Source organism: Luteimonas sp. MC1828 (assembly GCF_016461615.1).
Lineage (GTDB): Bacteria > Pseudomonadota > Gammaproteobacteria > Xanthomonadales > Xanthomonadaceae > Luteimonas.
The window spans coordinates 1,194,586-1,219,154 of the sequence record NZ_JAEMNY010000001.1 but is presented as its reverse complement, the minus strand read 5'-3'; the positions used below and the strand labels follow the sequence as shown (position 1 = coordinate 1,219,154).

Below are 24,569 nucleotides of genomic sequence, written 5' to 3'. Positions count from 1 at the left end.
GCCGTCAACTCGCCGGGTCTGCCGCGGGCGGCGCGGCTTGCCGGGCCATGCACTCCCGGACGCCCTGCACCTCGGCTTCCAGCACATGCGGCAGCGGGGGGAGTCCTTGCGGCGCGTGGCCTGCGATCGCCGCAGCCGCAAGTGTGTCGAGCGTGGCGCGCAGCCGCGATGCACCGCCACCGGCGAACATCGCGGCGGCAGTTTCGCCGGCGGTCTGGCCGCCCAGCCGCTCCAGCGCCCAGCACGCCGACAGCGCGCGGTAGCAGAGGCGCTCGGTCGCGGCCACCGTGGGCCATGCCTCGTCGGCGGCGCGCCGCTGGCGGCGCGAGCTGGCCAGTCCCTGCTGGTGCGCGCGTACCACGGCGAAACTCGCCTGCAGCACCTGGTCGCGCGCGTGGCGGGCGGCAAGCGTGGTGACCTCACCACTGGCGAGGATGGGGACCAGCGCGTCGACTGCACGCAGTGCGGCGGCGATGCGCTCGGGGATGGCGGCGGTCGCCGCCTGCGGCGGCAGCAGGCGGAACACCGCCAGCGCGACCGCGCAGCCGGCCAGGGTGTCCAGGCCGCGTGCCAGCAGGTAGCTGCCGAGGGCATCGACGGGGCGCCCGCCGCTGGCAATGGTGAGCGCCCCCGCGGTGATGAACACCACCGCCAGCGCGTAATTGCGCATCACCACCATCTCGATGGTGAACTGCAGCGCCATCACCGCCAGCACCAGCCACAGCCCCTGCGGGTGCAGCCAGAGCAGGGCGCCGGCGAGCAGCAGGCCGATCCAGGTTCCCAGCAGGCGCTCAAGGCTGCGCTGCAGCATGCGCAGCCAGTCGAACCCCTGGTGCAGCATCAATACCGCCGCCGCCACCGCCCAGTACGCACGCTCGAAGTGGAACCATGCGCCCAGCGAGCCGGCGAACACCGCGGCCACGCCGACGCGCAGCACGATGCGCTGCGCGTCCGAGCCGAGCACAAGCGCCTCGCGCAAGCGCGACCAGGCGCCTGGATGGCCGAGCGGCACGGCATCGTGTGCGGTCGCATCCACCGTCTCCAGCCGTGCGATGGCGCCTTTCAGCGCGGTGGTGCGCACCAGCAGGTCGGCGCTCGGCGCCTGCCCGCGGCTGGCGGCGCCCATCGCTTCGGCAAAGCACAGGTGCAGGCCGCGGTTGACGGTGCGCAGCCGCCCGAGCGTGGCGCTGCCGCGGGCCTGTCCGGGCTGCTGGTCGACCAGCACCGACCATGCGTTCTGCAGCACGAAGGCGGCCTGCTGCCGCGCCGCGGATTCGCCCGGCGTGCCGATGCTGGCCACGTACACGGAGACCGCCTTGCCTGCCGCGGCCACCGCCTTGCGCTCCGGCCCGCGGAAGCCGAACAGCGCGCCGGACATGTGAACCACCCAGGCGAACAGCCCGCCTGCGCCCACCAGCAGTCCGGCGTCCAACGGCGTGAGGTGTCCGGCAGGCATGGCGCTCCCCGCGGCGCAGGCCAGCACGAACATGTAGGCACCGGGCGGGCCGATGCGCAGCGCGTTGCCGATCCAGGTGGCCGCCATCGCCACCAGCGCCACCACCGCCACAACGGGAGCGATGTCCGGTGCCGCCCAGAGGCCGAGGCACGTGGCCAGCGCGAAGGCGAGGGCGATCGACGCCAGCTGCGCGGCCCGGTGCAGGTAGGCGCGACCGCTCCCGTACAGCGCCGTGAATCCGCCGATCGAGGCCATCAGGCCCGCGGAGGTGTCGCCGGCCAGCCAGCCGACCAGGATCGGCGTGCCCATGCACCCGGCCGCGCGCAGCGAAAAGCGCAGGCGGTCCGGCGGCATCGGGCGGACTTCGAACAGGCCGCGTAGCAGGCTGGCAAGGATGGACGGGGGCACGGGCCTCGGGTTCCCGGGTGACGGGACATTCTAGGCGTCGGCGCAGCCATGCCGGCACCGCGCGGTCGGATTGCGGCGCGGCGACGGCATGCGCCATGATCGGGACCAACCAACGCAGGGAGTGGACGCGATGAAACAGGCATCACCACAGCGGGGCCGGTCGTAATGGCGCTGGAAATGATTCCGGTCTGGAAGCAGGTCACGCCGGCGCTGGCATCGGAGCTGATCGCGTTCTGGGCGCGCAACAACGCCATCCCGGATCCAACCAAGGCGGCCGAGCGCGCCACGCAGGCGGTGCTGGTCGGCCGCGACGAAGACGGCCAGATCTGGAGCGTGGGCACCGCGGTGCTGGGCATCGTGCCGTCGTTCGGGCAGCCGACCTACCTGTACCGGCAGTTCTTCGCGGCCTCGCACCGCGGCATGAAGCAGACCATGCCGTTCCTGGTGCGCGCGCGGGAGACTCTGGAGGCGTACAACGCGTCGCTGCCGCAGCCGGAATCGGTGGGCGTGATGATCGAACTGCAGAACGACGCGATGAGCGTGCGCTACCAGGACATGTACGAGCAGGAGCCCGCCGCGCACTTCATCGGCTGGTCGCCGCGCGGCAGGCAGTTGCGCATGCTGTATTTCAAGGGCGCCAGGATCATGCTGCAGCCGCAGGTCGCGCATATCCGCAGCGCCTGAGCAGGGCCGCCGGCCTGCGGGGCGCCGGCGTCAGGCCGGCGGGTCGAGCAGTTCGAGTGCGCGGTCCACCTCCGCCCGGGTCGATGGCCGCACCACGCGGGCGACTTCCTCGCCGTCGCGCAGCAGCACCAGCGTCGGCCACAGCTTGATGCGGAAGGAGCGGCCGAGGGGGCGTCCGCTGCCGTCCTCGACCTTGATGTGGCGCAGGTCCGGATGCGCAGCCAGCGCGGCTTCGATCGCCGGCTGCGCGCCCTTGCAGAAGCCGCACCAGTCGGTGCCGAACTCGAGGACCGTCACGCCAGCAAGCGCGTCGACCTCGTCGCGGGTTTTCGCCTCGGGCGCGTAGCTGCCGACGTAGGCCACGGTCAGGCCAGCGTCCGCACTTTCGGCTCGCGCGCCCACTGCCGCGTGCTGGCGGCAGTGACGAACCCCTTGCTGTCGGCGGCGTCCACGATGCCGGGATCCTTGCCGACGTTGCCGGCCTTCAGCAGTGGCGCGGCGCCGGCGTCGGACGCGATGGCTTTCAGATGCACCCAGGCGTTGGCGACGAAGTCGACCGCGGCCGACTCCCTGGCGAGCTTCTTGCCGGCAGCCTCCGCCAGCAGCACCGCGACCGCGTCGAACACCTGCGAGGGCGTGCCGGCAAGCTGGCCATCGGCCGGCTGCTTCCTGCCGTCCGAGAGCACCGCGCCGCCGAGCTTGGGTGCGACGATCTTGACCGTCGCGCCGGCGGATTCGGCGGCCTTGCGCAGGGCCTTCAGCGCCGCGGCATCGCTGCCGTCGTCGATGAGGATGCCGACGCAGCGCCCCTGCAGGGTGTCCTTCATGCGGCCGATGATGCGCACCTCAGGCGCCGGTGGCATGTCGCGGGGTGGTACCGCCGCGTCGGGCGCGGGCGGAAGGGTGTCGAGTCCCAGGCCATCGGCGACGCGCTGCGCCAGCGATTCATCGATGTGGCGCAGATGCCCGACGGTGCGCTCGCGCACCTTCGGCGTTTCCACCTTGGACAGTTCGAACACCAGCGCCGACGCCAGGTGCGCCTGCTCCGGCGCCTCGAGGCTGCGGAAGAACATCCGCGGCTGGGTGTAGTGGTCGGCGAAACTTTCCGCGCGGATGCGGCCCTTTACGCCGTCATCGGGCGGCGTGGCGTGGCTGCGGAACCCGGCCTGCGCATCGGCGCGCGGGCTGTCGTCCTGCAGCGAGCTGGGCTCGTAGTTCACGCGGCCCTTGTGCACCTGCATCTGCATGTGGCCATCGCGCTGGTGGTTGGCGAACGGGCACTTGGGCTGGTTGATGGGGATCTGGTGGAAGTTCGGCCCGCCAAGGCGGATCAGCTGCGTGTCGAGGTAGGAGAACAGCCGGCCCTGCAGCAGCGGGTCGTTGCTGAAGTCGATGCCGGGCACGATGTTGGTCGGGCAGAACGCCACCTGTTCGGTCTCGGCGAAGAAGTTGTCCGGCCAGCGGTCGAGCACCATGCGACCGACGATCTGCACCGGCACGAGGGCCTCGGGGATGATCTTGGTGGGGTCGAGGTGATCGAACGGGAACGCCTCGGCTTCGGCTTCGGTGAACAGCTGCACGCCAAACTCCCATTCGGGATAGTTGCCGGCGGTGATGTTTTCGAACAGGTCGCGGCGGTGGTAGTCGTTGTCCGCGGCCTGCAGTTTCAGCGCCTCGTCCCACACCGTCGACTGGATGCCGAGCTTCGGCCGCCAGTGGAACTTCACGAACGTGCTGTTGCCGGCCTCGTCGAGCAGGCGGAAGCTGTGCACGCCGAAGCCTTCGATGGTGCGCAGCGAGCGCGGGATGGTGCGGTCGCTCATCGCCCACATGATCATGTGCATCGATTCGGGCGTGAGCGAGATGAAGTCCCAGAACGTGTCGTGCGCGCTGGCCGCCTGCGGGAAAGCGCGGTCGGGCTCCATCTTCACCGAGTGCACCACGTCGGGGAACTTCATCGCGTCCTGGATGAAGAACACCGGGATGTTGTTGCCCACCAGGTCGAAGTTGCCTTCCGATGTGTAAAACTTCACCGCGAAGCCGCGCACGTCGCGCGGCGTGTCGACCGAGCCGGCGCCGCCGGCCACGGTGGAGAAGCGGGTAAACACCGGCGTGCGCGTGCCGACCTCGGTGAACAGCTTTGCCCGGGAGTACTGCGCCAGCGATTTCGTGAGCTCGAAGTAGCCGTGGGCGGCGGAGCCGCGCGCGTGCACGATGCGTTCCGGAATGCGCTCGTGGTCGAAGTGGGTGATCTTCTCGCGCAGGATGAAGTCTTCCAGCAGCGTCGGGCCCTTCGGCGTCGCGCGCAGCGAATTCTGGTTGTCGGCGACCACCAGGCCCTGGTTGGTGGTGAGCTGCGGGTGCTCGCCGCCCGCTTGCTGCTGGAGCTCGTCGCCATGGCCGCGCGGGGCGTCGGCATCGGGATCCGCGCCGGCGCGGCGGCCGATGCTGCCGGCGGGCTTGGGGTCCGGTGCCTTGGGCGCGGTCGGGGGCTGCTTGCCGGGCGGCGTGGCGGTCGGCGTTTTGGGTCTGGCCATGGGGCGTTCCGGGGGCGGGGGTGGAGCGCCATCCTCTGCCTTGCGATGTAAAGCCGACGTGCGGATCGCAACCCGCGCGCGGTTACGGGGGCGGGTTCGCAGGCGGCGGGTCGCGGCGCAGGAGCCGCAGGCCGAACCAGTCGAGCGGGTCGTTCCAGCGTTCGACGACGTGCAATCCGGCGTCGCGCACCAGCGCCTCGAAGCGCGCGTCGCTGTACTTCTGGCTCTGCTCGACGTGCATCTGCTCGCCGGCCGCGAACGCGAACCGCCGGCCATCCACCGTGACCACCTGCTGGCGCAGGCTTTCCAGCGTGGTCACGATCCGGCCCTCGTCGCGCACGTAGCGCGCGCGATGCGCGAAGCCGTCGAGCGCGAGATCGCTGCCGATGTCGCGGTTCAGGCGCGCCAGCAGGTTGAGCGTGAACGCCGCGGTCACGCCGGCCGCGTCGTTGTACGCGGCTTCGATGACCGCCGGGTCCTTCTCCAGGTCGATGCCGATGAGCGCGCTGCCACGCTCGCCCATGGTGTCGCGCATCGCCGCGAGCAGGCGCACGGATTCCTCGCGGGTGAAGTTGCCGAGGGTGGAGCCGGGAAAGAACACCAGCACATGCCCGGCCGCGCGCGACGGCGCAGGCAACGGCACCGGGCAAGTGAAGTCGGCCAGTACCGGCAACACTTCGACGTCGCCGAATTCACGATCCAGGCGGTCGGCGCTGGCGGTGAGCGCCGAGCGCGAGATCTCGATCGGCGTGTACGCCACCGGGTCGTCGAGCGCGTCGAGGAGCAGCCGTGTCTTGCGTCCGCTGCCGCTGCCGTACTCGACCACGTGCGCGCGTGGGCCGACCGCGGCCGCGACCTGGGTGCCGCGGGCCTCCAGCAGCGCCAGCTCGATGCGCGTGGGGTAGTACTCCGGCTGGCGGGTGATGGCTTCGAACAGCTCGGAGCCGCGCCGGTCGTAGAAGTATTTCGACGGCAGCCGCTTTGGCGTCGCGGCCAGCCCGCGCAGCACGTCGCCGGCGATGTCGTCGGGCGTCGGGTGCAGGTCGGTGATTGGCAGGTCGCCGCTCACCCGGGGTCCCTGGCCAGGCGCACGCCGCTGAACTGCCAGCGCGCCGACGGTGGGAAAAAATTGCGGTAGCTGGCGCGCGCGTGGTCGCGCGGCGTTGCGCAACTGCCGCCACGCAGCACCAGCTGGCCGCTCATGAACTTGCCGTTGTATTCGCCCAGCGTGCCGGCCAGCGGGCGGAAGCCGGGGTAGGGTGCGTAGGCGCTCGACGTCCATTCCCAGGTGCCGCCGAACATGCCGTGCGGGCCGTCGCCGTGGGCGTCCTGCGCGCGCGGGTGAAATGCGACGCCATCGGCGAAGTCGCCCTCGACGGCGAGACCGCACGTAGCTAGCTCCCACTCGGCTTCGGTGGGCAGGCGCGCCCCGGCCCAGCGCGCAAAGGCATCCGCCTCGTAATGCGACAGGTGGCACACCGGGGCATGCGGGTCGCGTTCCTGCCAGCCCGCGAGCGTGAACTCGCGCGCGCCGTCGGCATGCCAGTACAGCGGGCGCTGCCAGCCTTCGCGGGCGGCCAGCTCCCAGCCGTCGCTGAGCCAGAGCGTGGGCGTGGCGTAGCCACCGTCGTCCACGAATGCGGCGAATTCGGCATTGCTCACCGCACGGCTGGCCAGCGCGTGCGCGGGCACCAGCGCGCGGTGGCGCGGCGTCTCGTTGTCGTAGACGAAGGCGCTGCCGGGCCAGGGCGCGGCACCGAGCTCGAAGATCGCTTCGTCACGCGCAAGCCAGCGAAGTGGACCCGCTGCTGCAGCGGGTGCGCGGGGTGCGGATGCCGCGGCACCGGGGTGGTATGCGGGCGCCAGCGGGTTGCACCAGAACGCATGCTTGATGTCGGTCAGCAGCAGCTCCTGGTGCTGCTGTTCGTGGTGGGTACCGAGCAGCAGCACGTCGCGCGCGCCCGCATCCAGGTGGCCTGCGTCGAGCAGCGCGATGACGCGCTCGTCGATCGCGTCGCGCCACGCCAGTACTTCGGCCAGCGTGGGGCGCGACACCAGTCCGCGGCTGGCGCGCGGATGGCGCGCGCCTGCACCGACGTAGTAGCTGTTGAACAGGTAGTCCCAGCCCTCGGGAATCGGCGGCTCGCCGCGCCGCCCCAGTACGAATCGCGCGAAGAACCAGGTGGTGTGGGCGAGGTGCCATTTGGCCGGGCTGGCGTCGGCCATGCTCTGCAACTGCGCATCCTCGGCCGACAGCGGCGCGGCCAGCGCGCAGGTGCGCGCGCGCACCGCGACGAAGCGCGCGCGGAGGTCCGGCGCGCCGTCGTCAATGGCGGCCGGTGGGGCTGCGATGGATGCCTGGACGGAGGGCATGCGCGCAGCCTAGCGCCCCGCATGTGAAGCGGGGTTTATGGCCGATGGTCCTGACCGCCGCGGCGGCAATACCGCCACGGCCATCCGACGTCACACCACGTCGGGCTCGCTGAACGCCTCCGGCTCGTCTTCCGCCGAGCCGATCGGGATGCAGCTGCAGAACACGTTCTTGTCGCCGTGCACGTTGTCCACACGCGCCACGGGCGGCCAGTACTTCTGCTGGCGCAGGCCGGGGAGCGGGAACACCGCCAGTTCGCGCGGATAGGCGTGCGTCCACTCGCTCGCGCTGGCCTGCGCGGCGGTGTGCGGGGCGTTGAGGAGCGGATTGTCCTCGCGGTCCAGCGTGCCGTTCTCGATCGCGCGGATCTCGTCGCGGATCTGGATCATCGCGTCGATGAAGCGGTCGAGCTCGTGCATCGACTCGCTCTCGGTCGGCTCGACCATCAGCGTGCCCGATACCGGGAAGCTCAGCGTCGGCGCGTGGAAGCCGAAGTCGATCAGGCGCTTGGCCACGTCCTCGGCGCCGATGCCGGTGGCATCCTTGAGCGGGCGCAGGTCGAGGATGCACTCGTGCGCCACCAGGCCGTTGCGGCCGGTGTACAGGGTGGGGTAGTGCGGCTCCAGCCGCTTTGCCACGTAGTTGGCGTTGAGCAGCGCGATCTGGGTGGCGCGGCGCAGGCCGTCGGCGCCCATCATCGCGATGTACATCCAGCTGATCGGCAGGATGGAGGCCGAGCCATGCGTGGCGGCGGAGACCATGCCGCCGGTCGCTGTGGCGCCGGCATCCGCGTTGAACGCGCGCGGCAGGAACGGTGCAAGGTGCGACTTCACCGCGCAGGGACCGACACCGGGGCCACCGCCGCCGTGCGGGATGCAGAAGGTCTTGTGCAGGTTGAGGTGGCTGACGTCCGAACCCCACTTGCCGGGCCTTGCGACGCCGACCAGCGCGTTCATGTTGGCGCCGTCGGTGTACACCTGGCCGCCGTGCGCGTGCACGATCTCGCAGATTTCGACCACGTCCTCCTCGAACACGCCGTGCGTGGACGGGTAGGTGATCATGATCGCGGCCAGGCGGTCGGAGTACTTCTCCGCCTTGGCGCGGATGTCGTCGACGTCGACGTTGCCGTCCTTGTCGCAGCGGGTCACCACCACGGTCATGCCCACCATCTGCGCCGACGCCGGATTGGTGCCGTGCGCGGATTCGGGGATCAGGCAGATGTCGCGGTGGCCTTCGCCGCGCGACTGCTGGTAGGCGCGGATCGCCAGCAGGCCGGCGAACTCGCCCTGCGCACCGGAGTTGGGCTGGAAGCTGACCGCGTCGTAGCCGGTGATTTCCACCAGCATCGCTTCCAGGCCGGTGATGAGTTCGTCGTAGCCCTCGGTCTGGTCGGCCGGCGCCAGCGGGTGGATGTCGGCGAACTCGGGCCAGGTGATCGGGATCATCTCGGCGGTGGCGTTGAGCTTCATGGTGCAGGAGCCCAGCGGGATCATGGTGCGATCCATCGCCAGGTCCTTGTCGGCCAGCGCGCGCATGTAGCGCAGCATCTCGTGCTCGCTGTGGTGGGTGTTGAACACCGGGTGCGCCATGAACGCGGTGTCGCGCGCCAGCCCGGCGGGCAGGGCGTCGGCGGTGGCGGCGTCGAGCGCGTCGATGTCACCGAGCGTGGCGCCGAACATCGCCGCAAGCGCAGCCACGTCGGCGCGGGTGGTGGTCTCGTCGAGGCTGATGCCGACGCTGCCGGCATCGAGCGCGCGCAGGTTGATGCGCGCGTCGCGGGCACGGGCGTGCACGGCCGCGGCATCGATGCCGCTGACGTGCAGGGTGTCGAAGAATTCGCCACCGACGGTGGCGCCGGCGCCGCGCAGCGCGTCGGCGAGGATCGCGGCCAGGCGGTGCACGCGGCGGGCGATGCGGGTCAGTCCTTCAGGGCCGTGGTAGACGGCGTACATCGAGGCCATCACCGCCAGCAGCACCTGCGCGGTGCAGATGTTCGAGGTCGCCTTCTCGCGGCGGATGTGCTGCTCGCGGGTCTGCAGGGTGAGGCGGTAGGCGGGGTTGCCTTCCGCGTCCACCGACACGCCGATCAGGCGCCCCGGCATCGAGCGCTTGAACGCGTCGCGGCAGGCCATGAAGCCGGCATGCGGACCGCCGAATCCGAACGGCACGCCGAAGCGCTGGCTGTTGCCGACCACGATGTCGGCGCCCCAAGTGCCGGGCGCGGCGATCAGGGTCAGCGCCAGCAGGTCGGCCGCCACCGCCACCACGCCATTGCGCGCATGCACGGCGTCGGCCACGGCGCGGTGGTCGCCGATGCGGCCGAAGGTGTCGGGGTACTGCAGCAGCACGCCGTAGCTGTCGACGGTGGCGGCGTCGGCATCCTCACCGACGTGCAGCTCGATGCCGAGGCCGCCGGCGCGCGTGCGCAGCACTTCCAGCGTCTGCGGATGCACGTGCTTCGAGACGAAGAACACGTTCGACTTCGACTTCGACATGCGCTTGGCCAGCGTCATCGCCTCGGCGGCGGCGGTGGCTTCGTCGAGCAGCGAGGCGTTGGCGATCTCCATCCCGGTCAGGTCGGCGACCATGGTCTGGAAGTTGATCAGCGCTTCCATGCGGCCCTGCGAGATCTCCGCCTGGTAGGGCGTGTACGCCGTGTACCAGGCCGGGTTTTCCAGGATGTTGCGCAGGATGACGTTCGGCGTGTGCGTGCCGTGGTAGCCCTGGCCGATGAAGCTGCGGAACACCTGGTTGCGGTCGGCGATGGCGCGGATGCGCGCGAGCGCGTCGACCTCGGTCATCGACGGCGAAAGCGCCAGGCCCTGCCCGGAGCGGATCGCGCCCGGCACGATGGCGTCGGTCAGCGACTCCAGCGAGTCATGGCCGACCACGCGCAGCATCTGCGCGACCTCGGCGTCGTTGGGGCCGATGTGGCGCGACACGAACGCGTCATGGTGCTCGAGCGAGCGGAGCGAAGCAGGCTTTGACATGGCAATGGACTCTGGCGGGCGCGGGTGGGCCGCGTGCATGCACGCGGGGCGCCCCTCTGTCCTTTTGCCTGAGAGTTCGGGACGGGAGCGAGCCCCATCCATGCACCTTCGGCGCCGGGTTTGACCGGTCTCTCCAGAGTTTTTTCCCGCCGGCGGTACGTGGGCCTGAGCGATTACGGGCGTTGCGCCTTCGGCAGCCGGACCGGTCGAACCGGGCGGCTTCTCCCGCTGGAGGGTTTCACGCGGCGATTATAGCCCGGTCCCAGTTCCGCCCCGGTATCCTGTCCCTGATGTCCCCCCATCTCCCCAAATCCACCGGCCGGCTCGCCCTGCTGCTGGCCGGGCTGTCGATGTTCGGCCCGTTCTCGATCGACGCCATCTTCCCCGCCTTCCCGGCGATGGGCGCGTCGCTGGGCGCCGACAAGCTGGCGATGCAGCAGACCATCAGCGTCTACCTGGTGGCGTATGCGCTGATGAGCCTGGTGCATGGCCCCATGTCGGACGCGTTCGGCCGACGGCGGGTGATCCTGTCCGGCCTGGTGGTGTTCATCGCGGCCTCGGTCGGCTGCGCTCTGGCCGACGACCTGCCGACCATGCTGGCGTTCCGCGCGCTGCAGGGGCTGTCGGCGGGCGTGGGCCTGATCGTCGGCCGCGCGGTGATCCGCGACGTGCTGCACGGCGACGACGCGCAGCGGCTGATGAGCCAGGTGTCGATGATCTTCGGCATCGCCCCGGCGATCGCGCCGGTGATCGGCGGCTGGATCCTCGGCTGGGGCCACTGGCACGACATCTTCTGGTTCCTGGTCGGCTTCGGCGTGCTGCTGCTGGCGGCAACCTGGGCCTGGCTTCCGGAGACGCACCCGGCGCAGAACCGCATCGCACCGCTGCCGCGGCGGCTGTTGCGGGACTACGTGTCGATCTTCACCAACGGCCGCTTCCAGCGCCTGGCCGCGGCGGGCGCCCTGAACTTCGCGGCGCTGTTCCTGTACATCGCCTCGGCGCCGGCGTTCGTGCTCGACCTGTTGAAGCTCGACGAGCGCAGCTTCGCCTGGTTCTTCGCGCCGATGATCGGCGGCATGATGCTCGGCGCCTTCACTTCGGGGCGCGTGGCCGGCCGGATCCCGCACGCGATGCAGGTAAACCTCGGTTTCGCCTGCTGCGGACTCGGTGCGCTGGGCAACGTCGCCTACGGCCTGCTGGTGGCCGATCCCACGGTGCCGTGGGCGGTGCTGCCGGCGGCCATGAACGCCTTCGGCGTGGCCCTGGTGTTCCCGGTGCTGACGCTGGCGATCCTCGACATGTACCCGCGCCAGCGCGGGTCGGCGTCGTCGCTGCAGGCCTTCACCAGCCTCGCGCTCAATGCGGTGGTGGCGGGCGTGCTGTCGCCGCTGGTGAGTGGTTCGATGGTGACGCTGGCGGTGGCCGCGGCGGTGTTCACACTCGCGGGCTGGCTGGTGTGGCGGCTGGAGCGGCATCGCACCAGGCAGCTGCCGGTGGGACCGTGCGAGCCGGGAATGCCGGATCCGGCCGAGCCGGTGTAGCGGAGTCGCGTCGCTTGCGCGCCGCTCCAGCCTAGGAAGCGGCGGGCAGTTCCAGCACAAGCTCCAGCGTGTCGTCGCCGCTGGCACGACCGTGCAGGCCGCCGCCGTGCGCGTCGGCGATCGCCGCGGCAATCACCAGTCCGAGCCCGAGGGCATCATCAGGCGGGTCCGGGTGCGGCGAGGTCAGCAGCGCCGCGATCAGGGCGTCCGACGCATCGCGGCAATGCACCGTGCAGACCATGCGCAGGCGGTCGCCGTGGCATTCGATGCGCGCCTGCACGGCGACCGGGCTGCTGCGCGACAGCTGCAGGCCGAGCAGGGCATGGAACAGCTGGGCGACGCGCTGCACGTCACCATCGATCCGCAGGGCCCGCGCGTCGCCGGCGAACTCCACGCGGGGCGGCACCTCCCGCAGGCGGGCGACGGTGTCCATGACCAGCAGTTCAAGGTCGATCGGCTCGCTGCGAACCTTCAGCCGGCCCTGTTCGGCGCGCCCCAGGTCGCTGAACTCGTCGATCATCCCGCCCAGGCGCTGGATCTGGCGCTCCAGCACCGCGAACAGCTCTTCACGCTGCTCGTTGCCCAAGCCCGGATCGCGCAGCAGGTAGACCGCGGTCTGCATCGGCGACAGCGGCCCGCGCAGGTCGTGCGCGAGGCGGTCCATCCAGGCTTTGGCGGATGGCGCGCTCATGCGTCCGCATCCCGGCCGGCGCCGGCGCACAGCCGCCGGATCGCATCCAGCTGTGGCGGCTTCACCAGGTGTTCGTCGAAGCCGGCGGCGCGGGTGCGCTCGCGGTCCTCCGGCTGTCCCCAGCCCGTGACCGCGACGATGCCCAGCGCCCGCGCGTCGCGCCGCAGCCGCAGGCTGCGGGCGATGTCGTAGCCGCTGCGCCCGGGCATGCCGACGTCGAGGAACACCAGGTCGGGCGCGAAGCGCTCCACTTCGGCTTCCACCTGCAGCGGGTCGTACACCTGCGCCACCTCGTGGCCGAGCACGCGCACCATCATCGCCAGCGTATCGGCGGCGTCGCGGTTGTCGTCGACCACCAGGATCCGGGTCGCGCCCCGGCGGGAGGCATCGATGACGTTGTCCAAGGTGTCGGCCGCCGCCGCGTTGGTCACCGACGCCTCCAGCGCGCCGGCCAGCGCCGCCCGCTGCCGCGGCAGGCACACGCGAAAGGTGCAGCCCTGGCCGAGTCCCGCGCTTTCCACCTCGACCCGCCCGTCGTGCATGGCGGTGATCTTCTCCACCAGGGTGAGGCCGATGCCGAGGCCGCCATGCGCGCGCTCGATGGTGGTGTCGACCTGGCGGAACACGTCGAAGACCGCTTCGATCTGGTCTTCGGCCAGGCCGATGCCGGTGTCGCGGACAGTCACCACGACCTCGTCGCGCGTGTCATCCAGGCGCGCCTCGAGGTCGATCCTGCTGCCGGGGTCGGAATACTTGGCGGCGTTGTTCAACAGGTTGGCGAATACCTGGGCCAGGCGCACGCGGTCGGCGTGCAGCAGAACGTCTTGCGCCGGCAGCGCCATGTGGAAGCGGTGCCGGCCGGCATCGAGCAGCGGTTGCGCGATCTCCACCGCGGAATCGAGCACGTCGGCAAGCGCGACGCTGGCGGGGCGCAGCGTCAACTTGCCCTGGGCAATGCGCGCGATGTCGAGCAGGTCGTCGATCAGGCGTACCAGCAACGCCAGCTGCCGTTCCATGGTCTCGTGCAGCGGGTCGATGCCACCGCCGGCCGCGAGCCTGCGGATGGCCAACGCGTTCTGCAGCGGCGCCAGCGGGTTGCGCAGTTCGTGCGCCAGTGTCGCCAGGAACACATCCTTGCGCTGGTCCATGTCGCGCAGCCGCTCTTCCGCGCGCGCACGCTCGGACACCTCGTTCTGCAGCTCGATGTTGCGGCTGGCGAGGGTTTCGTTGGCCAGGCGCAGCGATTCATTCAATGCCTGCAGTTCGCGCGACTTCTCGCGCTGCAGGGCCTGGTTCTGCGCGGCCAGGCTGGCGTTGAGCAACTGCAGCTCGCGCCGCTTGCGGTACAGCTCGACGAGCACCTCGACCTTGCTGCGCAGGATCTCGGGGATCACCGGCACCATCACGTAGTCGACGGCACCCAGCTGGTAGCCCTGCAGGCGGTCCATGTCGGTGACGTTGACCGCGGTGACGAAGATGATCGGCGTCTTCTCGTAGCGTGGGTGCTGGTGGATGAGGCTCGCGGTCTCGAAGCCGTCCATGTCCGGCATGTTCACGTCGAGCAGGATCAGCGCGTAGTCGTCCTGCATCAGCAGCCTCAGCGCTTCGCGGCCGGAGCTCGCCTGCACCAGGTGCTCGCCCAATGGCTCGAGGATCGCCTGGTAGGTGAGCAGGCGCCCGGGCTGGTCGTCGACGAGCAGGATCCGCACCGGCTCGTCGGCCGGTGCGCGCACGCCAGTGCGGCTCGCCGCGGACGCGGATGGGTGCATCAACGATGCAGCCATTGCCGCAGCACTCCCAGCAGTTCGTCGGTCACCACCGGCTTGGCCAGGTAGTCCGACGCGCCGGCCTCCAGGCATTTCTCGCGATCGCCCTTCATCGCCTTGGCGGTGATGGCCACGATGGGCAGCGCGCGTGACCCGGGCAGGCGACGGATCGCGCGCATGGTCTCGTAGCCGTCCATGCCCGGCATCATGATGTCCATCAATACCAGGCCGATGGTGGAGTCGCCGGCGACCTTTTCGACCGCTTCCTGGCCATTGGCGGCGGTGATCACGTCCATGCCATGGCGCTCGAGCACGCTCGACATCGCGAAGATGTTGCGCACGTCGTCGTCGACGACCAGCACGCGCTTGTCAGCCAGCACTTCGTCGGACGCGTGCAGGCGCTCGACCATGCGCCGCTTGTCCGCGGGCAGGTCGGCGATCACGCGGTGCAGGAACAGCGCCGTCTCGTCGAGCAGGCGTTCCGGCGACTCGACGTCCTTAAGCACCACGCTCTTGGCCGCGTGCCGCAGCCGTTGCATCTCCTCTGCCGAAAGCTCCTTGCCGGTGAACACCACGATCGGCAGGTCGCGCAGCTGCGGCTGCTCCTGGATGCGGTCGAGCAGTTCAAAGCCGTCCATGTCGGGCAGGCGCAGGTCGACCACCGCGCAGTCGTAGCCGCCGCCGGCCAGCGCCGTGAGCGCCGCCTCGCCGCTGTCGACGGTGTCGATGGCGACGTCGTCGTGGCCGATCAGGGCCTCGATGCCCAGGCGCTCGTTGGCGTCGTCCTCGACCACCAGCAGGCGCTTGACGCGCGGCAGCGCGTATTCGCGCATCCGCTGCAGCGAGGCGTCGATGGTCTCGGTGGTGGCGGGCTTGGCCAGGTAGGCGAAGGCGCCGCGCTCGAGACTCTGGTGGCGGCCTTCCTCGATCGTGAGGATCTGCACCGGGATGTGCCGGGTCGCGGCGTCCTGCTTGAGCCGCGCAAGCAGCGTCCAGCCGAGCATGTCGGGCAGGAAGATGTCCAGGCAGATCGCGGTCGGCTGGCAGGTGTGCACCAGCTGCAGCGCCTCCGTGCCGGAGCCGGCGACCAGCACGTGGAAACCCTGCCTGCGGGCCAGGTCGCGCAGCACCGTCGCGTAGCGTGCGTCGTCTTCGACCAGCAGCAGCACCGGGGCGCCGCCGGCCTCGAGGTCGCGGTCGTCGGCGACCGCTTCCGGCGCGGCCACGGGGGCTTCCACCGCGCCGGACGGACCGCGCAGGGCCTGCGCGGCGCGCACGCTGTGGGCGCGGTCGGCACCGGCGTAGTGCAGCGGCAGGTACAGGGTGAACGTGCTGCCGGTGCCGGGTTCGCTCTGCAGCGTCAGCTCGCCGCCGAGCAGGCCGGCAATCTCGCGGCTGATCGCAAGCCCGAGGCCGGTGCCGCCGAATTGCCGCGCCGTACCGGAGTCGGCCTGCTGGAAGGCCTCGAACACGATCCGCTGCTTGTCGGCGGAGATGCCGATGCCGGTGTCGCTGACTTCGATCGCGACCACGGTGCCGGCATCGACGAGCACGTCGTGTTCGTGCGACCAGCCCGCCGTGGCCTTGTACGCGCGCATCCGCACGCTGCCCTGCTGGGTGAACTTGAAGGCGTTGGACAGCAGGTTCTTGAGGATCTGCTGCAGGCGCTTGGGGTCGGTGCTCAGCACCGGGCCCAGGGCCGGGTCGAGCTCGATGGTGAACTCGAGGTCACGGCGCTCGGCCTCGTGGCGGAACGCGCGCATCAGGTTGTCGCGCAGATGGGCGAAGCGCACGGCCTCGCTGTCGACGGTGACCGTGCCCGACTCGATCTTCGACAGGTCGAGGATGTCGCTGATCAGGTTGAGGAGGTCGGTGCCCGCGGCGTGGATGGTCTTGGCGAACTCCACCTGGCGTCCGCTGAGGTTGGCTTCGGGGTTTTCCGCCAGCTGCTGGCCGAGGATCAGGATCGAGTTGAGCGGCGTGCGCAGCTCGTGCGACATGTTGGCCAGGAACTCGGATTTGTAGCGCGAGGTGAGGGCAAGCTCGGCCGCCTTTTCCTCGAGTTCGCGGCGTGCGTGCTCGATCTGCTGGTTCTTCTGCTCCACCTCGGCCTTCTGCTCGGCGAGCATCTGCGCCTTGAGCGCGATCTCCTCGTTGGTCTGCTGCAGTTCGTCCTGCTGCACCTGGAGCTCGCCGGCGAGCTGCTGCGACTGCGACAGCAGCCGCTCGGTGCGCATCGTCGATTCGATGGTGTTGAGCACGATGCCGATGCTGCCGGAGAGCTGCTCGAGGAAGATGCGCTGCGACGGCGTGAACCCGGAAAGCGAAGCGAGTTCCAGCACCGCCTTGACCTGCTTCTCGAACAGCACCGGCAGCACGATCACGCTCTTGGGCACCGCGCTCAGCAGCCCCGACGCGATCTGCACCGAGCCGGGCGGGACGTCCTCGATCAGGATCAGCCGGCCCTCGGCAGCGCATTGGCCCACCAGCCCTTCACCGAAGGCGAGCGTGCCCGGATGCGGCGCGCCGGGCGCGTCGGCGTAGCGCGCCAGCTGGCGCAGACGCGGATGGCGGCTGGCGTCGTCGGCCTCGACCACGTAGATCAGGCCCTGCTGCGCATCGACCAGCAGCGCGAGTTCCGACAGCAGCATCTGGCCAAGCGTCAGCAGGTCGCGCTGGCCCTGCATCATGCCGCTGAACTTCGCCAGGTTGGTCTTCAGCCAGTCCTGCTCGCTGTTGCTTTCGGTGGTCGCGCGCAGGGTGCCGATCATCAGGTTCATGTTGTCCTTCAGATCGGCGAGTTCGCCGCGGACATCGACCGTGATCGAGCGGGTCAGGTCGCCCTGGGTCACCGCGGTGGCGACCTCGGCGATGGCGCGCACCTGGGTGGTGAGGTTGGCGGCGAGCTGGTTGACGTTGGCGGTGAGGTTCTTCCAGATGCCGGCGGTGCCGGGCACGTTGGCCTGTCCGCCGAGGCGGCCTTCGACGCCGACCTCGCGCGCGACCGTGGTCACCTGGTCGGCGAAGATCGCCAGCGTGTCGGTCATGCCGTTGATCGTGTCGGCCAGCTCCGCGATCTCGCCCTTGGCTTCCACCGTCAGCTTCTGCTGCAGGTCGCCGGTGGCGACCGCGGTGACGACCTTGGCGATGCCGCGCACCTGCGCGGTCAGGTTGGTGGCCATCGAGTTGACGTTGTCGGTGAGGTCCTTCCAGGTGCCGGCGACGCCCGGTACCTGCGCCTGGCCGCCCAGCTTGCCCTCGGTGCCGACCTCGCGCGCCACGCGCGTCACCTCGGCGGCGAAGCCGTTGAGCTGGTCGACCATCGTGTTGAGCGTGTCCTTGAGCTGCAGGATCTCGCCCTGCGCATCCACCGCGATCTTGCGCGACAGGTCGCCCTTCGCCACCGACGTCGCCACTTCGGCGATGTTGCGCACCTGGGTGGTCAGGTTGGTGGCCATCGAGTTGACGTTGTCGGTGAGGTCCTTCCAGGTGCCGGCGACGCCCGGTACCTGCGCCTGGCCGCCGAGCTTGCCCTCGGTGCCGACCTCGCGCGCCACGCGCGTCACCTCGGCGGCGAAGCCGTTCAACTGGTCGACCATCGTGTTGATGGTGTCCTTCAGCTGCAGGATCTCGCCCTGCGCATCCACCGCGATCTTGCGCGACAGGTCGCCCTTGGCGACCGCCGTGGTGACCTCGGCGATGTTGCGCACCTGGGTGGTGAGGTTGGTCGCCATCGAGTTGACGTTGTCGGTCAGGTCCTTCCAGGTGCCGGCCACGCCCGGCACCTGCGCCTGGCCACCGAGCTTGCCCTCGGTGCCGACCTCGCGCGCCACGCGCGTCACCTCGGCGGCGAAGCCGTTCAACTGGTCGACCATCGTGTTGATGGTGTCCTTGAGCTGCAGGATCTCGCCCTGCGCATCCACCGCGATCTTGCGCGACAGGTCGCCCTTGGCCACCGCGGTGGTGACCTCGGCGATGTTGCGCACCTGGCTGGTCAGGTTGGACGCCATGGCGTTGACGGAGTCGGTGAGGTCGGCCCAGGTGCCGTCGACGCCGGGCACCTGCGCCTGGCCGCCGAGCTTGCCTTCGGTGCCGACCTCGCGCGCCACGCGCGTCACCTCGGCGGCGAAGCTGTTGAGCTGGTCGACCATCGTGTTGATGGTGTCCTTCAGCTCGGCGATCTCGCCGCGCACGTCCACGGTGATCTTGCGCGACAGGTCGCCCTTGGCCACCGCCGTGGTCACTTCGGCGATGTTGCGCACCTGGCTGGTGAGGTTGGACGCCATCGAGTTGACGTGGTCGGTGAGGTCCTTCCAGGTTCCGGCGACGTCGGGCACCTGCGCCTGGCCGCCGAGCTTGCCCTCGGTGCCGACCTCGCGCGCAACGCGCGTGACTTCCGCGGCGAAGCCGTTCAATTGGTCGACCATCGTGTTGATGGTGTCCTTGAGCTGCGCGATCTCGCCGCGCACGTCGACGGTGATCTTGCGCGACAGGTCGCCGCGGGCCACGGCCGTCGTGACCTCGGCGATGTTGCGCACCTGACTGGTCAGGTTCGACGCCATCGCGTTGACCGAGTCGGTCAGGTCCTTCCAGGTGCCGGCAACGCCGGGCACGATCGCCTGGCCGCCAAGCTTGCCCTCGGTGCCGACCTCGCGCGCCACGCGCGTGACTTCCGATGCGAAGCCGCGCAGCTGGTCGACCATCGTGTTGATGGCTTCCTTCAGCTGCAGGATCTCGCCGCGCACGTCCACAGTGATCTTGCGCGACAGGTCGCCGTTGGCGACCGCGATGGTCACCTCGGAAATGTTGCGCACCTGCGCGGTGAGGTTCGACGCCATCTGGTTGACGGAGTCGGTCAGCTCCTTCCAGACGCCGGACACGCCTTCCACCTTGGCCTGGCCGCCGAGGCGACCGGCGGTGCCCACCTCGAGCGCCACGCGCGTGACCTCGGAGCTGAACTCGCCCATCTGCTCGATCATGCGGTTGACGATGGTCGCCGAGCGCATGAACTCGCCCTGCAGCTGGCGGCCGTCGGCTTCCAGCGGCACGCTGCGGGTGAGGTCGCCCTTGGCGACACCGGCGATGGCCTCGGTGATGGTGGCGACCGGGCGCACAAGGTCGTCGACCAGTTCGTTGACCGAGTCTTCCATGTCGCCCCAGCAGCCGTGCCGGTTGGGCAGGGCGATGCGCTGCCGGGTCAGGCCTTCGCGGCCGACCTTCTGGCCCACGCGCGCGAGTTCGTGCGCGAGCCCGCGATTGCCGCGCACCACCGCGTTGAACGCATCGGCCAGCCGGCCTTCAAGCCCTTCCCAATGGCCGGGCAACTCGACGCTGAAATCGCCCTGCGCCACCGCCTGAAGGGCGGACAGCATCATCCGCATCGGGTCGCCGGCATCGTCCACGGCGATGTCTCCGCCCGGGGCGCTGCGCCGCCCCTGCGTTGTCTGCGTCACTGGTCCTGTCCCCCTGGTTTCCGGATCGCTGGATCCGTTCAGGGACGATACGTGCTCACCTTGCGCGATGCGTTCACGAAACGATCACGACGCACGCATGCATGCCGCAGGTCACGACCTGCGGCATTGGAACAGAGTCGGCGCGTCAACCCTGCTGCGCGGGCGCCCCAGGCGCGGTGGGCGCCTTGGGCGCCGCGGCGGCGGCTTCCCAGCCGCAGGTCTTGCCTTCGTTCTGCTGCACCAGCCACTCCTGCAGCGGCGAGAAATATTCGAGCACCGCGCTGGCATCCATCTTCTCGGTGCCGGTGAGCTCCTTCATGGTCTGCTGCCAGGGTTGGCTGCTGCCCTTCGACAGCATCGACCAGAACTTCTCGCCAGCGGCCTTGTTGCCGTGGAAGCTGCAGTCGTACAGCGGACCCTGGTAGCCCGACGAGTCGCACAGCGCCTTGTAGAACTGGAACTGCAGCACGTGCGAGAGGAAGTAGCGCGTGTATGGCGTATTGCCCGGCACGTGGTACTTCGCGCCCGCGTCGAAGAACTCCTCGCCGCGCGCCGTCGCCGGGGCCACGCCCTGGTACCTGGCCTTCAGCTCCCACCACGCCTTGTTGTAGTTGTCCGGGGTGATGGAGCCGTCGAACACACCCCAGCGCCAGCGGTCGATCATCAGCCCGAAGGGCAGGAACGCGACCTTGGACAGCGCCATGCGCATCTGCGCGTTGATCAGCGATTCCTGGCCGGCCTGCTGCGCGTCCACCAGGCCGATCGACTGCAGGTAGCCCGGGGTCATGGCCAGCACGATGGTGTCGCCGATGGCCTCGTGGAAGCCGTCGTGCGCGCCACCCTGGAACAGCGGCGGCTGCTTGCCGTAGGCCAGGTAGTAATACACGTGGCCGAGCTCGTGGTAGATGGTGGTGAAGTCTTCCTCGTTCGGCTTGATGCACATCTTGGTGCGCACGTCGGTGCCGGTGGTGTCCATCGGCCAGGCGCTGGCGTGGCAGACCACTTCGCGGTCGCGCGGCTTGATGAACTGGGTCTTGGTCCAGTAGCTCTCCGGCAGGGCGGGCATGCCCAGCGAGGTGTAGAACTCCTCGGCGCGGCGGGTCATCTCGCGCGCGTGCTCGGTCTGCGCGGTACGCGCCACCTCGACCCGCTGGTCGGTATCGATCAGCGCGTTCTCGCGCACCAGGTGGTCGTTGAGCGTGGCCTGGTACTGCCGCTCCAGCGCGCCGCTGATGTCGAGCTTGCCGGCCTGCGGGTAGGGCGCCAGGGTGGTCCAGAGGTTGCTCCAGTCCTGCTGCCACATGTTGCCCATCAGGTGCGCGGGCAGCATGCCATCGACCGAACCGCGCCCCGGGTACTGCGCCTCCAGGCGCGTACGCGCGTAGCAGTGCAGCTGTTCGTAGAGCGGCTCGACCTGGTTCCACAGGCGGTCGGTCTCGGCCGACAGCTCCGCGGGCGTCATGTCGTAGCCGGCGCGCCACAGTTCGCCGGTATCGGCGAAACCGAGGTCACGCGCACCGTCGTTGACCAGCTCCACGAAGCGCGTGTAGTCCCCGCGCATCGGCGCCGCTACGCCATGCCATCCCTGCCAGGCGTCGAGCTGGGCGTCGTAGTCGCGGTCGTTGCGCAGCACGTCTTCGAGCGCGCCGAGCTGGCGGCAATCCTTGGCATCGCCCTTGGTCTTGCAGTAGGTGCCGGCGCCGTAGGCCCCTTCCATCTTGCTGGCCAGGCGGGTGAGCTCGGACAGCTTGGCCGGGTCGCGCGGCGGCGGCATGGACGTGCCGAGGCGCAGCAGGTTGATCGCGCGCTGGGTCGCGGGCGACATCTCCTTGCCCTCGAAGCGCCGCGCCTGTTCCACCCAGGCCTTGGTCTGGGCGAGGAAGCGCTCGTTGCCCTTGGCCGCGAGCAGCTGGCTGTCGTCGTTGATGTAGGTCGACGAGATCCACTGCGAAGCGGTGAATTCGGGCATCAGCTCCGCGAGCTCGCGGTTGACCCGGGCGACGAACTCGTCGGCGGTCTCCTTGTCGAGCTCGGCCTGCGACAGCCGGCCGTCGTCGGCGGGCGTCTGTTCGGGGGCGCGCGAACACGCGGCGAGCGTCAGGCTCGCGGTGACCGCGAGGGCAAGCAGGGCGTGGCGTGTGGTCACGGCGGAGGTTCCTGGTCGGAGTGGGGCAGGGTGCGAGGCTAGAGCGCGGCCGCGGGCGTCGCAAGTGCGGAACCGGCCGGTGCCAGGCCACGCGCGGCGGTGACCAGGCCGCGCGCCTGCAGCCACGCCCAGGCGGCCTCGGCATCGTGTTCGAAGTAGGCGCGCGCCGAGCCGAGGCGGAAGGTGTAGCCCCAGGTGTCCATGTCGGCGAGCACGCGCTCGCGGCCGACGCCCGGGAGTTCGTCGCCGAACAGCGCCTGCAGGAGGCAGACCGCGTCTTCTTCGGCGATCGAGTCCGTGGCGTCGGTGTGCACCCGCGCGCGGGCCTCGGGCGGCAGCACGACCAGATGGCAGGCCTCGTGCAGCAGCGAGTGCACCGGCGTGTCGCCGCGCGCATACACGGTGCCGCCGATGATCCCGGCTTCGTCGTCGCCCCAGTAGCTGCCGGGGATCGGCGCGCCGTCATCGACCGCCACGAGTGCGAGGCCGTGGCGTGCGAGCAGGGCGGCGGCGTCGGAAAACGCGATGTCGCGGAGGCGCAGGACGTCCGCCGCGAGTGAGGGCCCCGCGGGGATTTCCGGCGGGGAATGCGGAGCGGCCACGGCGGGCTCAGCCGGCGGCGGCGCGCTCGTCGGTCAGCGCCACCGAGATGTCGAGCACGTCATGGTCGCCGTCCTTGATCAGGTCCACCTTGACCGCTTCGACATCGACGCTGACGTACTTGCGGATCACTTCCAGCAGCTCGCGCTGCAGCAGCGGCAGGTAGTCGGGCGCGCCGCGCGTGCTGCGCTCCTGGGCGACGATGATGCGCAATCGCTCCTTGGCGATCGACGCGGTGTTCTTGGCTTTCGGCTTCAGGAAATCAAACATGCCCATGACTCAACCCCCGAACAGCTTGCTGAAGAAACCCTTCTTCTCCAGCTGGGTGAAGCGCATCGGCCGCTCCTCGCCCATCAGCCTGGCGACGGCATCGTCGTAGGCCTGACCCGCGAGCGATTCCATGTCCAGGATCACCGGCTCGCCCTTGTTGGACGCGTTCAGCACGTCGCCCGATTCGGGGATCACGCCGACCGTCTTCAGGCCCAGCACGTCTTCGACGTCGGTGATCGACAGCATTTCGCCGTCGCCCACGCGCGCCGGGTTGTAGCGGGTGACCAGCAGGTGCGACTTCACCGGTTCGCCGTTCTCGGCGCGGTGCGTCTTGGAGTCGAGCAGGCCGATGATGCGGTCGGAGTCGCGCACGGACGAGACCTCCGGGTTGACCACCACGACGGCCTGGTCGGCGTAGTACATGGCCAGGAACGCGCCCTTCTCGATGCCGGCCGGCGAGTCGCAGACGATGTAGTCGAAGCCGTCGGCGGCGAGGTCCTTGAGCACCTTCTCCACGCCTTCCTTGTTGAGTGCGTCCTTGTCGCGGGTCTGCGACGCCGCGAGGATGAACAGCGTGTCGAAGCGCTTGTCCTTGATCAGTGCCTGCTTGAGCGTCGCCTCGCCCTGGGTGACGTTGACGAAGTCGTACACCACGCGGCGCTCGCAGCCCATGATCAGGTCGAGGTTGCGCAGGCCGACGTCGAAGTCGATGACCGCGACCTTCTTGCCGCGCCGTGCGAGGCCGCAGGCGAGGCTTGCGCTGGTGGTCGTCTTGCCGACGCCGCCCTTGCCGGATGTGACTACGATGATTTCGGCCAACGTCTCTCTCCTGTGAGTGTGTGCGCGCTTCAGACGAGCGCTGCGATCTTCAGCTGGTCGTCATCGAGCCAGACCTGCACGGCCTTGCCGCGCAGTTCGGCGGGGATGTCTTCCAGCACCTTGTAGTGGCCCGCGACGGCGACGAGTTCGGCATGGAACTCGCGGCAGAAGATGCGGGCGCGGGGATTGCCCTGGGCGCCTGCGAGCGCACGCCCGCGCAACGCGCCATAGATGTGGATGGAGCCGTCGGCGATGACCTCGGCACCCGCGCCCACGGCGGCGAGCACGGTCAGGTCGCGGTCCGCGGCATACACCTGCTGGCCGGAACGCACCGCGGTGGTCTGCATCAGGCCGGCACCGCCGGAGGTCGCAGGAGCGGCGGCGGGCTCGTCGGCTGCGCGCTTGCGCGCCGGGGCACGCTCGGCGGGTGCCGGGGCGGGCGCGGGTGCGGCGGGCACCTGCGCGCCGGCCTGGCCGGCGGATTCGTACTGGGCACGGAACCGGGCCAGCACCGGCAGGCCGAGCTCCACCGCGAGTTTCTCGTTCTCGCTGCTGCCCCAGGCCAGTGCGACCGGCAGTGCGCCGGCCTGGCGCAGTGCGTCCATCAGGGCGCGCGCGGTGGCCGCATCCGGAATGCCGGGCAGGCCGCCGAAATCCACGACCACGGCGCCGCGTTCGAACAGCTTGGGCGCGCGCAGCACGCGCTCGCGCATCTCCGCCGCGAGACGGTCGATGTCGAGCGTGCGGATGCGCAGGTTGGCGATGCCGACCTGGCCGATCTTGAGTTCACCTGCGGGTTCGAATCCGGCCGCCGCCGCGTCGTGCGCCTGGGCCATC

The 24,569-nt window shown here is 69.8% G+C and carries 16 protein-coding genes and 1 riboswitch; of the genes, 2 read left to right on the top strand and 14 right to left on the bottom strand.

Going from position 1 to position 24,569, the window contains the following annotated elements:
* Positions 1-4 precede the first annotated feature (4 nt).
* The gene (locus tag JHB91_RS14095) at positions 5-1,864 is read right to left on the bottom strand and encodes an FUSC family protein (protein WP_199472011.1); all 1,860 of its coding nucleotides are present in this window, start codon (positions 1,862-1,864) and stop codon (positions 5-7) included.
* A 177-nt stretch (positions 1,865-2,041) separates the two neighbouring features.
* Here JHB91_RS14095 and JHB91_RS05570 point away from each other — a divergent pair, with 177 nt between their 5' ends.
* Positions 2,042-2,548 carry a hypothetical protein gene (locus JHB91_RS05570; RefSeq protein WP_199472010.1) on the top strand — a complete coding sequence of 169 codons (507 nt, stop codon included), beginning with the start codon at positions 2,042-2,044 and terminating at the stop codon, positions 2,546-2,548.
* A 30-nt stretch (positions 2,549-2,578) separates the two neighbouring features.
* Here the strand turns inward: JHB91_RS05570 and JHB91_RS05565 are convergent, their stop codons facing one another.
* The 5 genes from JHB91_RS05565 to gcvP form a co-directional block, all read right to left on the bottom strand.
* Positions 2,579-2,911 carry a thioredoxin family protein gene (locus JHB91_RS05565; protein ID WP_199472009.1) on the bottom strand — a complete coding sequence of 111 codons (333 nt, stop codon included), beginning with the start codon at positions 2,909-2,911 and terminating at the stop codon, positions 2,579-2,581.
* Between the two features lie 2 nt (positions 2,912-2,913).
* Entirely contained in the window at positions 2,914-4,995 is a 2,082-nt protein-coding gene (locus tag JHB91_RS05560; RefSeq protein WP_343225083.1) for a catalase, read from the bottom strand.
* Positions 4,996-5,167: 172 nt separating this feature from the next.
* The gene (gene egtD, locus JHB91_RS05555; protein ID WP_199472720.1) at positions 5,168-6,154 is read right to left on the bottom strand and encodes an L-histidine N(alpha)-methyltransferase; all 987 of its coding nucleotides are present in this window, start codon (positions 6,152-6,154) and stop codon (positions 5,168-5,170) included.
* On the bottom strand, positions 6,151-7,458 hold the full coding sequence (egtB, locus tag JHB91_RS05550) for an ergothioneine biosynthesis protein EgtB (RefSeq protein ID WP_199472005.1): 1,308 nt from the start codon (positions 7,456-7,458) through the stop codon (positions 6,151-6,153). Before egtB ends, egtD begins: the two co-directional genes overlap by 4 nt.
* A 90-nt stretch (positions 7,459-7,548) precedes the next feature.
* Positions 7,549-10,446 (bottom strand): aminomethyl-transferring glycine dehydrogenase, encoded by a 2,898-nt coding sequence (gcvP, locus tag JHB91_RS05545; protein ID WP_199472003.1) that lies wholly within the window; start codon positions 10,444-10,446, stop codon positions 7,549-7,551.
* A 46-nt stretch (positions 10,447-10,492) separates the two neighbouring features.
* A riboswitch (glycine riboswitch) is annotated at positions 10,493-10,593 on the bottom strand.
* Between the two features lie 143 nt (positions 10,594-10,736).
* Between gcvP and JHB91_RS05540 the strand changes: the two genes are divergently transcribed.
* Positions 10,737-11,987, top strand: coding sequence for a multidrug effflux MFS transporter (locus JHB91_RS05540; RefSeq protein WP_199472001.1), 1,251 nt, complete (start codon positions 10,737-10,739; stop codon positions 11,985-11,987).
* Between the two features lie 31 nt (positions 11,988-12,018).
* On the opposite strand, the gene JHB91_RS05535 is transcribed toward JHB91_RS05540, so the two are convergent.
* The 8 genes from JHB91_RS05535 to minC form a co-directional block, all read right to left on the bottom strand.
* The gene (locus JHB91_RS05535; protein ID WP_199471999.1) at positions 12,019-12,678 is read right to left on the bottom strand and encodes a HAMP domain-containing histidine kinase; all 660 of its coding nucleotides are present in this window, start codon (positions 12,676-12,678) and stop codon (positions 12,019-12,021) included.
* Complete coding sequence (locus tag JHB91_RS05530; protein ID WP_199471997.1) at positions 12,675-14,447, bottom strand: response regulator; 1,773 nt, start codon at positions 14,445-14,447, stop codon at positions 12,675-12,677. The genes JHB91_RS05535 and JHB91_RS05530 overlap by 4 nt, the downstream gene beginning before the upstream one ends.
* Positions 14,447-19,816, bottom strand: coding sequence for a HAMP domain-containing protein (locus tag JHB91_RS05525; protein ID WP_233398519.1), 5,370 nt, complete (start codon positions 19,814-19,816; stop codon positions 14,447-14,449). The genes JHB91_RS05530 and JHB91_RS05525 overlap by 1 nt, the downstream gene beginning before the upstream one ends.
* Before the next feature lie 226 nt (positions 19,817-20,042).
* On the bottom strand, positions 20,043-22,043 hold the full coding sequence (locus JHB91_RS05520) for a M2 family metallopeptidase (protein WP_199471993.1): 2,001 nt from the start codon (positions 22,041-22,043) through the stop codon (positions 20,043-20,045).
* 38 nt (positions 22,044-22,081) lie between these two features.
* The gene (locus JHB91_RS05515; RefSeq protein ID WP_343225058.1) at positions 22,082-22,645 is read right to left on the bottom strand and encodes a hypothetical protein; all 564 of its coding nucleotides are present in this window, start codon (positions 22,643-22,645) and stop codon (positions 22,082-22,084) included.
* Positions 22,646-22,652: 7 nt separating this feature from the next.
* Positions 22,653-22,919, bottom strand: coding sequence for a cell division topological specificity factor MinE (minE, locus tag JHB91_RS05510; RefSeq protein ID WP_199375355.1), 267 nt, complete (start codon positions 22,917-22,919; stop codon positions 22,653-22,655).
* A gap of 3 nt (positions 22,920-22,922) precedes the next feature.
* Entirely contained in the window at positions 22,923-23,732 is an 810-nt protein-coding gene (gene minD, locus JHB91_RS05505) for a septum site-determining protein MinD (RefSeq protein WP_199375356.1), read from the bottom strand.
* Positions 23,733-23,761: 29 nt separating this feature from the next.
* On the bottom strand, positions 23,762-24,568 hold the full coding sequence (minC, locus tag JHB91_RS05500) for a septum site-determining protein MinC (RefSeq protein WP_199471991.1): 807 nt from the start codon (positions 24,566-24,568) through the stop codon (positions 23,762-23,764).
* Position 24,569: the final 1 nt, after the last annotated feature.

Bases quoted from the DNA above. Each gene is read 5' to 3' on its own strand.
- JHB91_RS05570 (WP_199472010.1), top strand. From the start codon at position 2,042: ATGATTCCGGTCTGGAAGCAGGTCACGCCGGCGCTGGCATCGGAGCTG.
- egtB (WP_199472005.1), bottom strand. From the start codon at position 7,458: ATGCCCTCCGTCCAGGCATCCATCGCAGCCCCACCGGCCGCCATTGAC.
- gcvP (WP_199472003.1), bottom strand. From the start codon at position 10,446: ATGTCAAAGCCTGCTTCGCTCCGCTCGCTCGAGCACCATGACGCGTTC.
- JHB91_RS05540 (WP_199472001.1), top strand. From the start codon at position 10,737: ATGTCCCCCCATCTCCCCAAATCCACCGGCCGGCTCGCCCTGCTGCTG.
- JHB91_RS05535 (WP_199471999.1), bottom strand. From the start codon at position 12,678: ATGAGCGCGCCATCCGCCAAAGCCTGGATGGACCGCCTCGCGCACGAC.
- JHB91_RS05530 (WP_199471997.1), bottom strand. From the start codon at position 14,447: ATGCACCCATCCGCGTCCGCGGCGAGCCGCACTGGCGTGCGCGCACCG.
- JHB91_RS05525 (WP_233398519.1), bottom strand. From the start codon at position 19,816: ATGCTGTCCGCCCTTCAGGCGGTGGCGCAGGGCGATTTCAGCGTCGAG.
- minE (WP_199375355.1), bottom strand. From the start codon at position 22,919: ATGGGCATGTTTGATTTCCTGAAGCCGAAAGCCAAGAACACCGCGTCG.
- minC (WP_199471991.1), bottom strand. From the start codon at position 24,568: ATGGCCCAGGCGCACGACGCGGCGGCGGCCGGATTCGAACCCGCAGGT.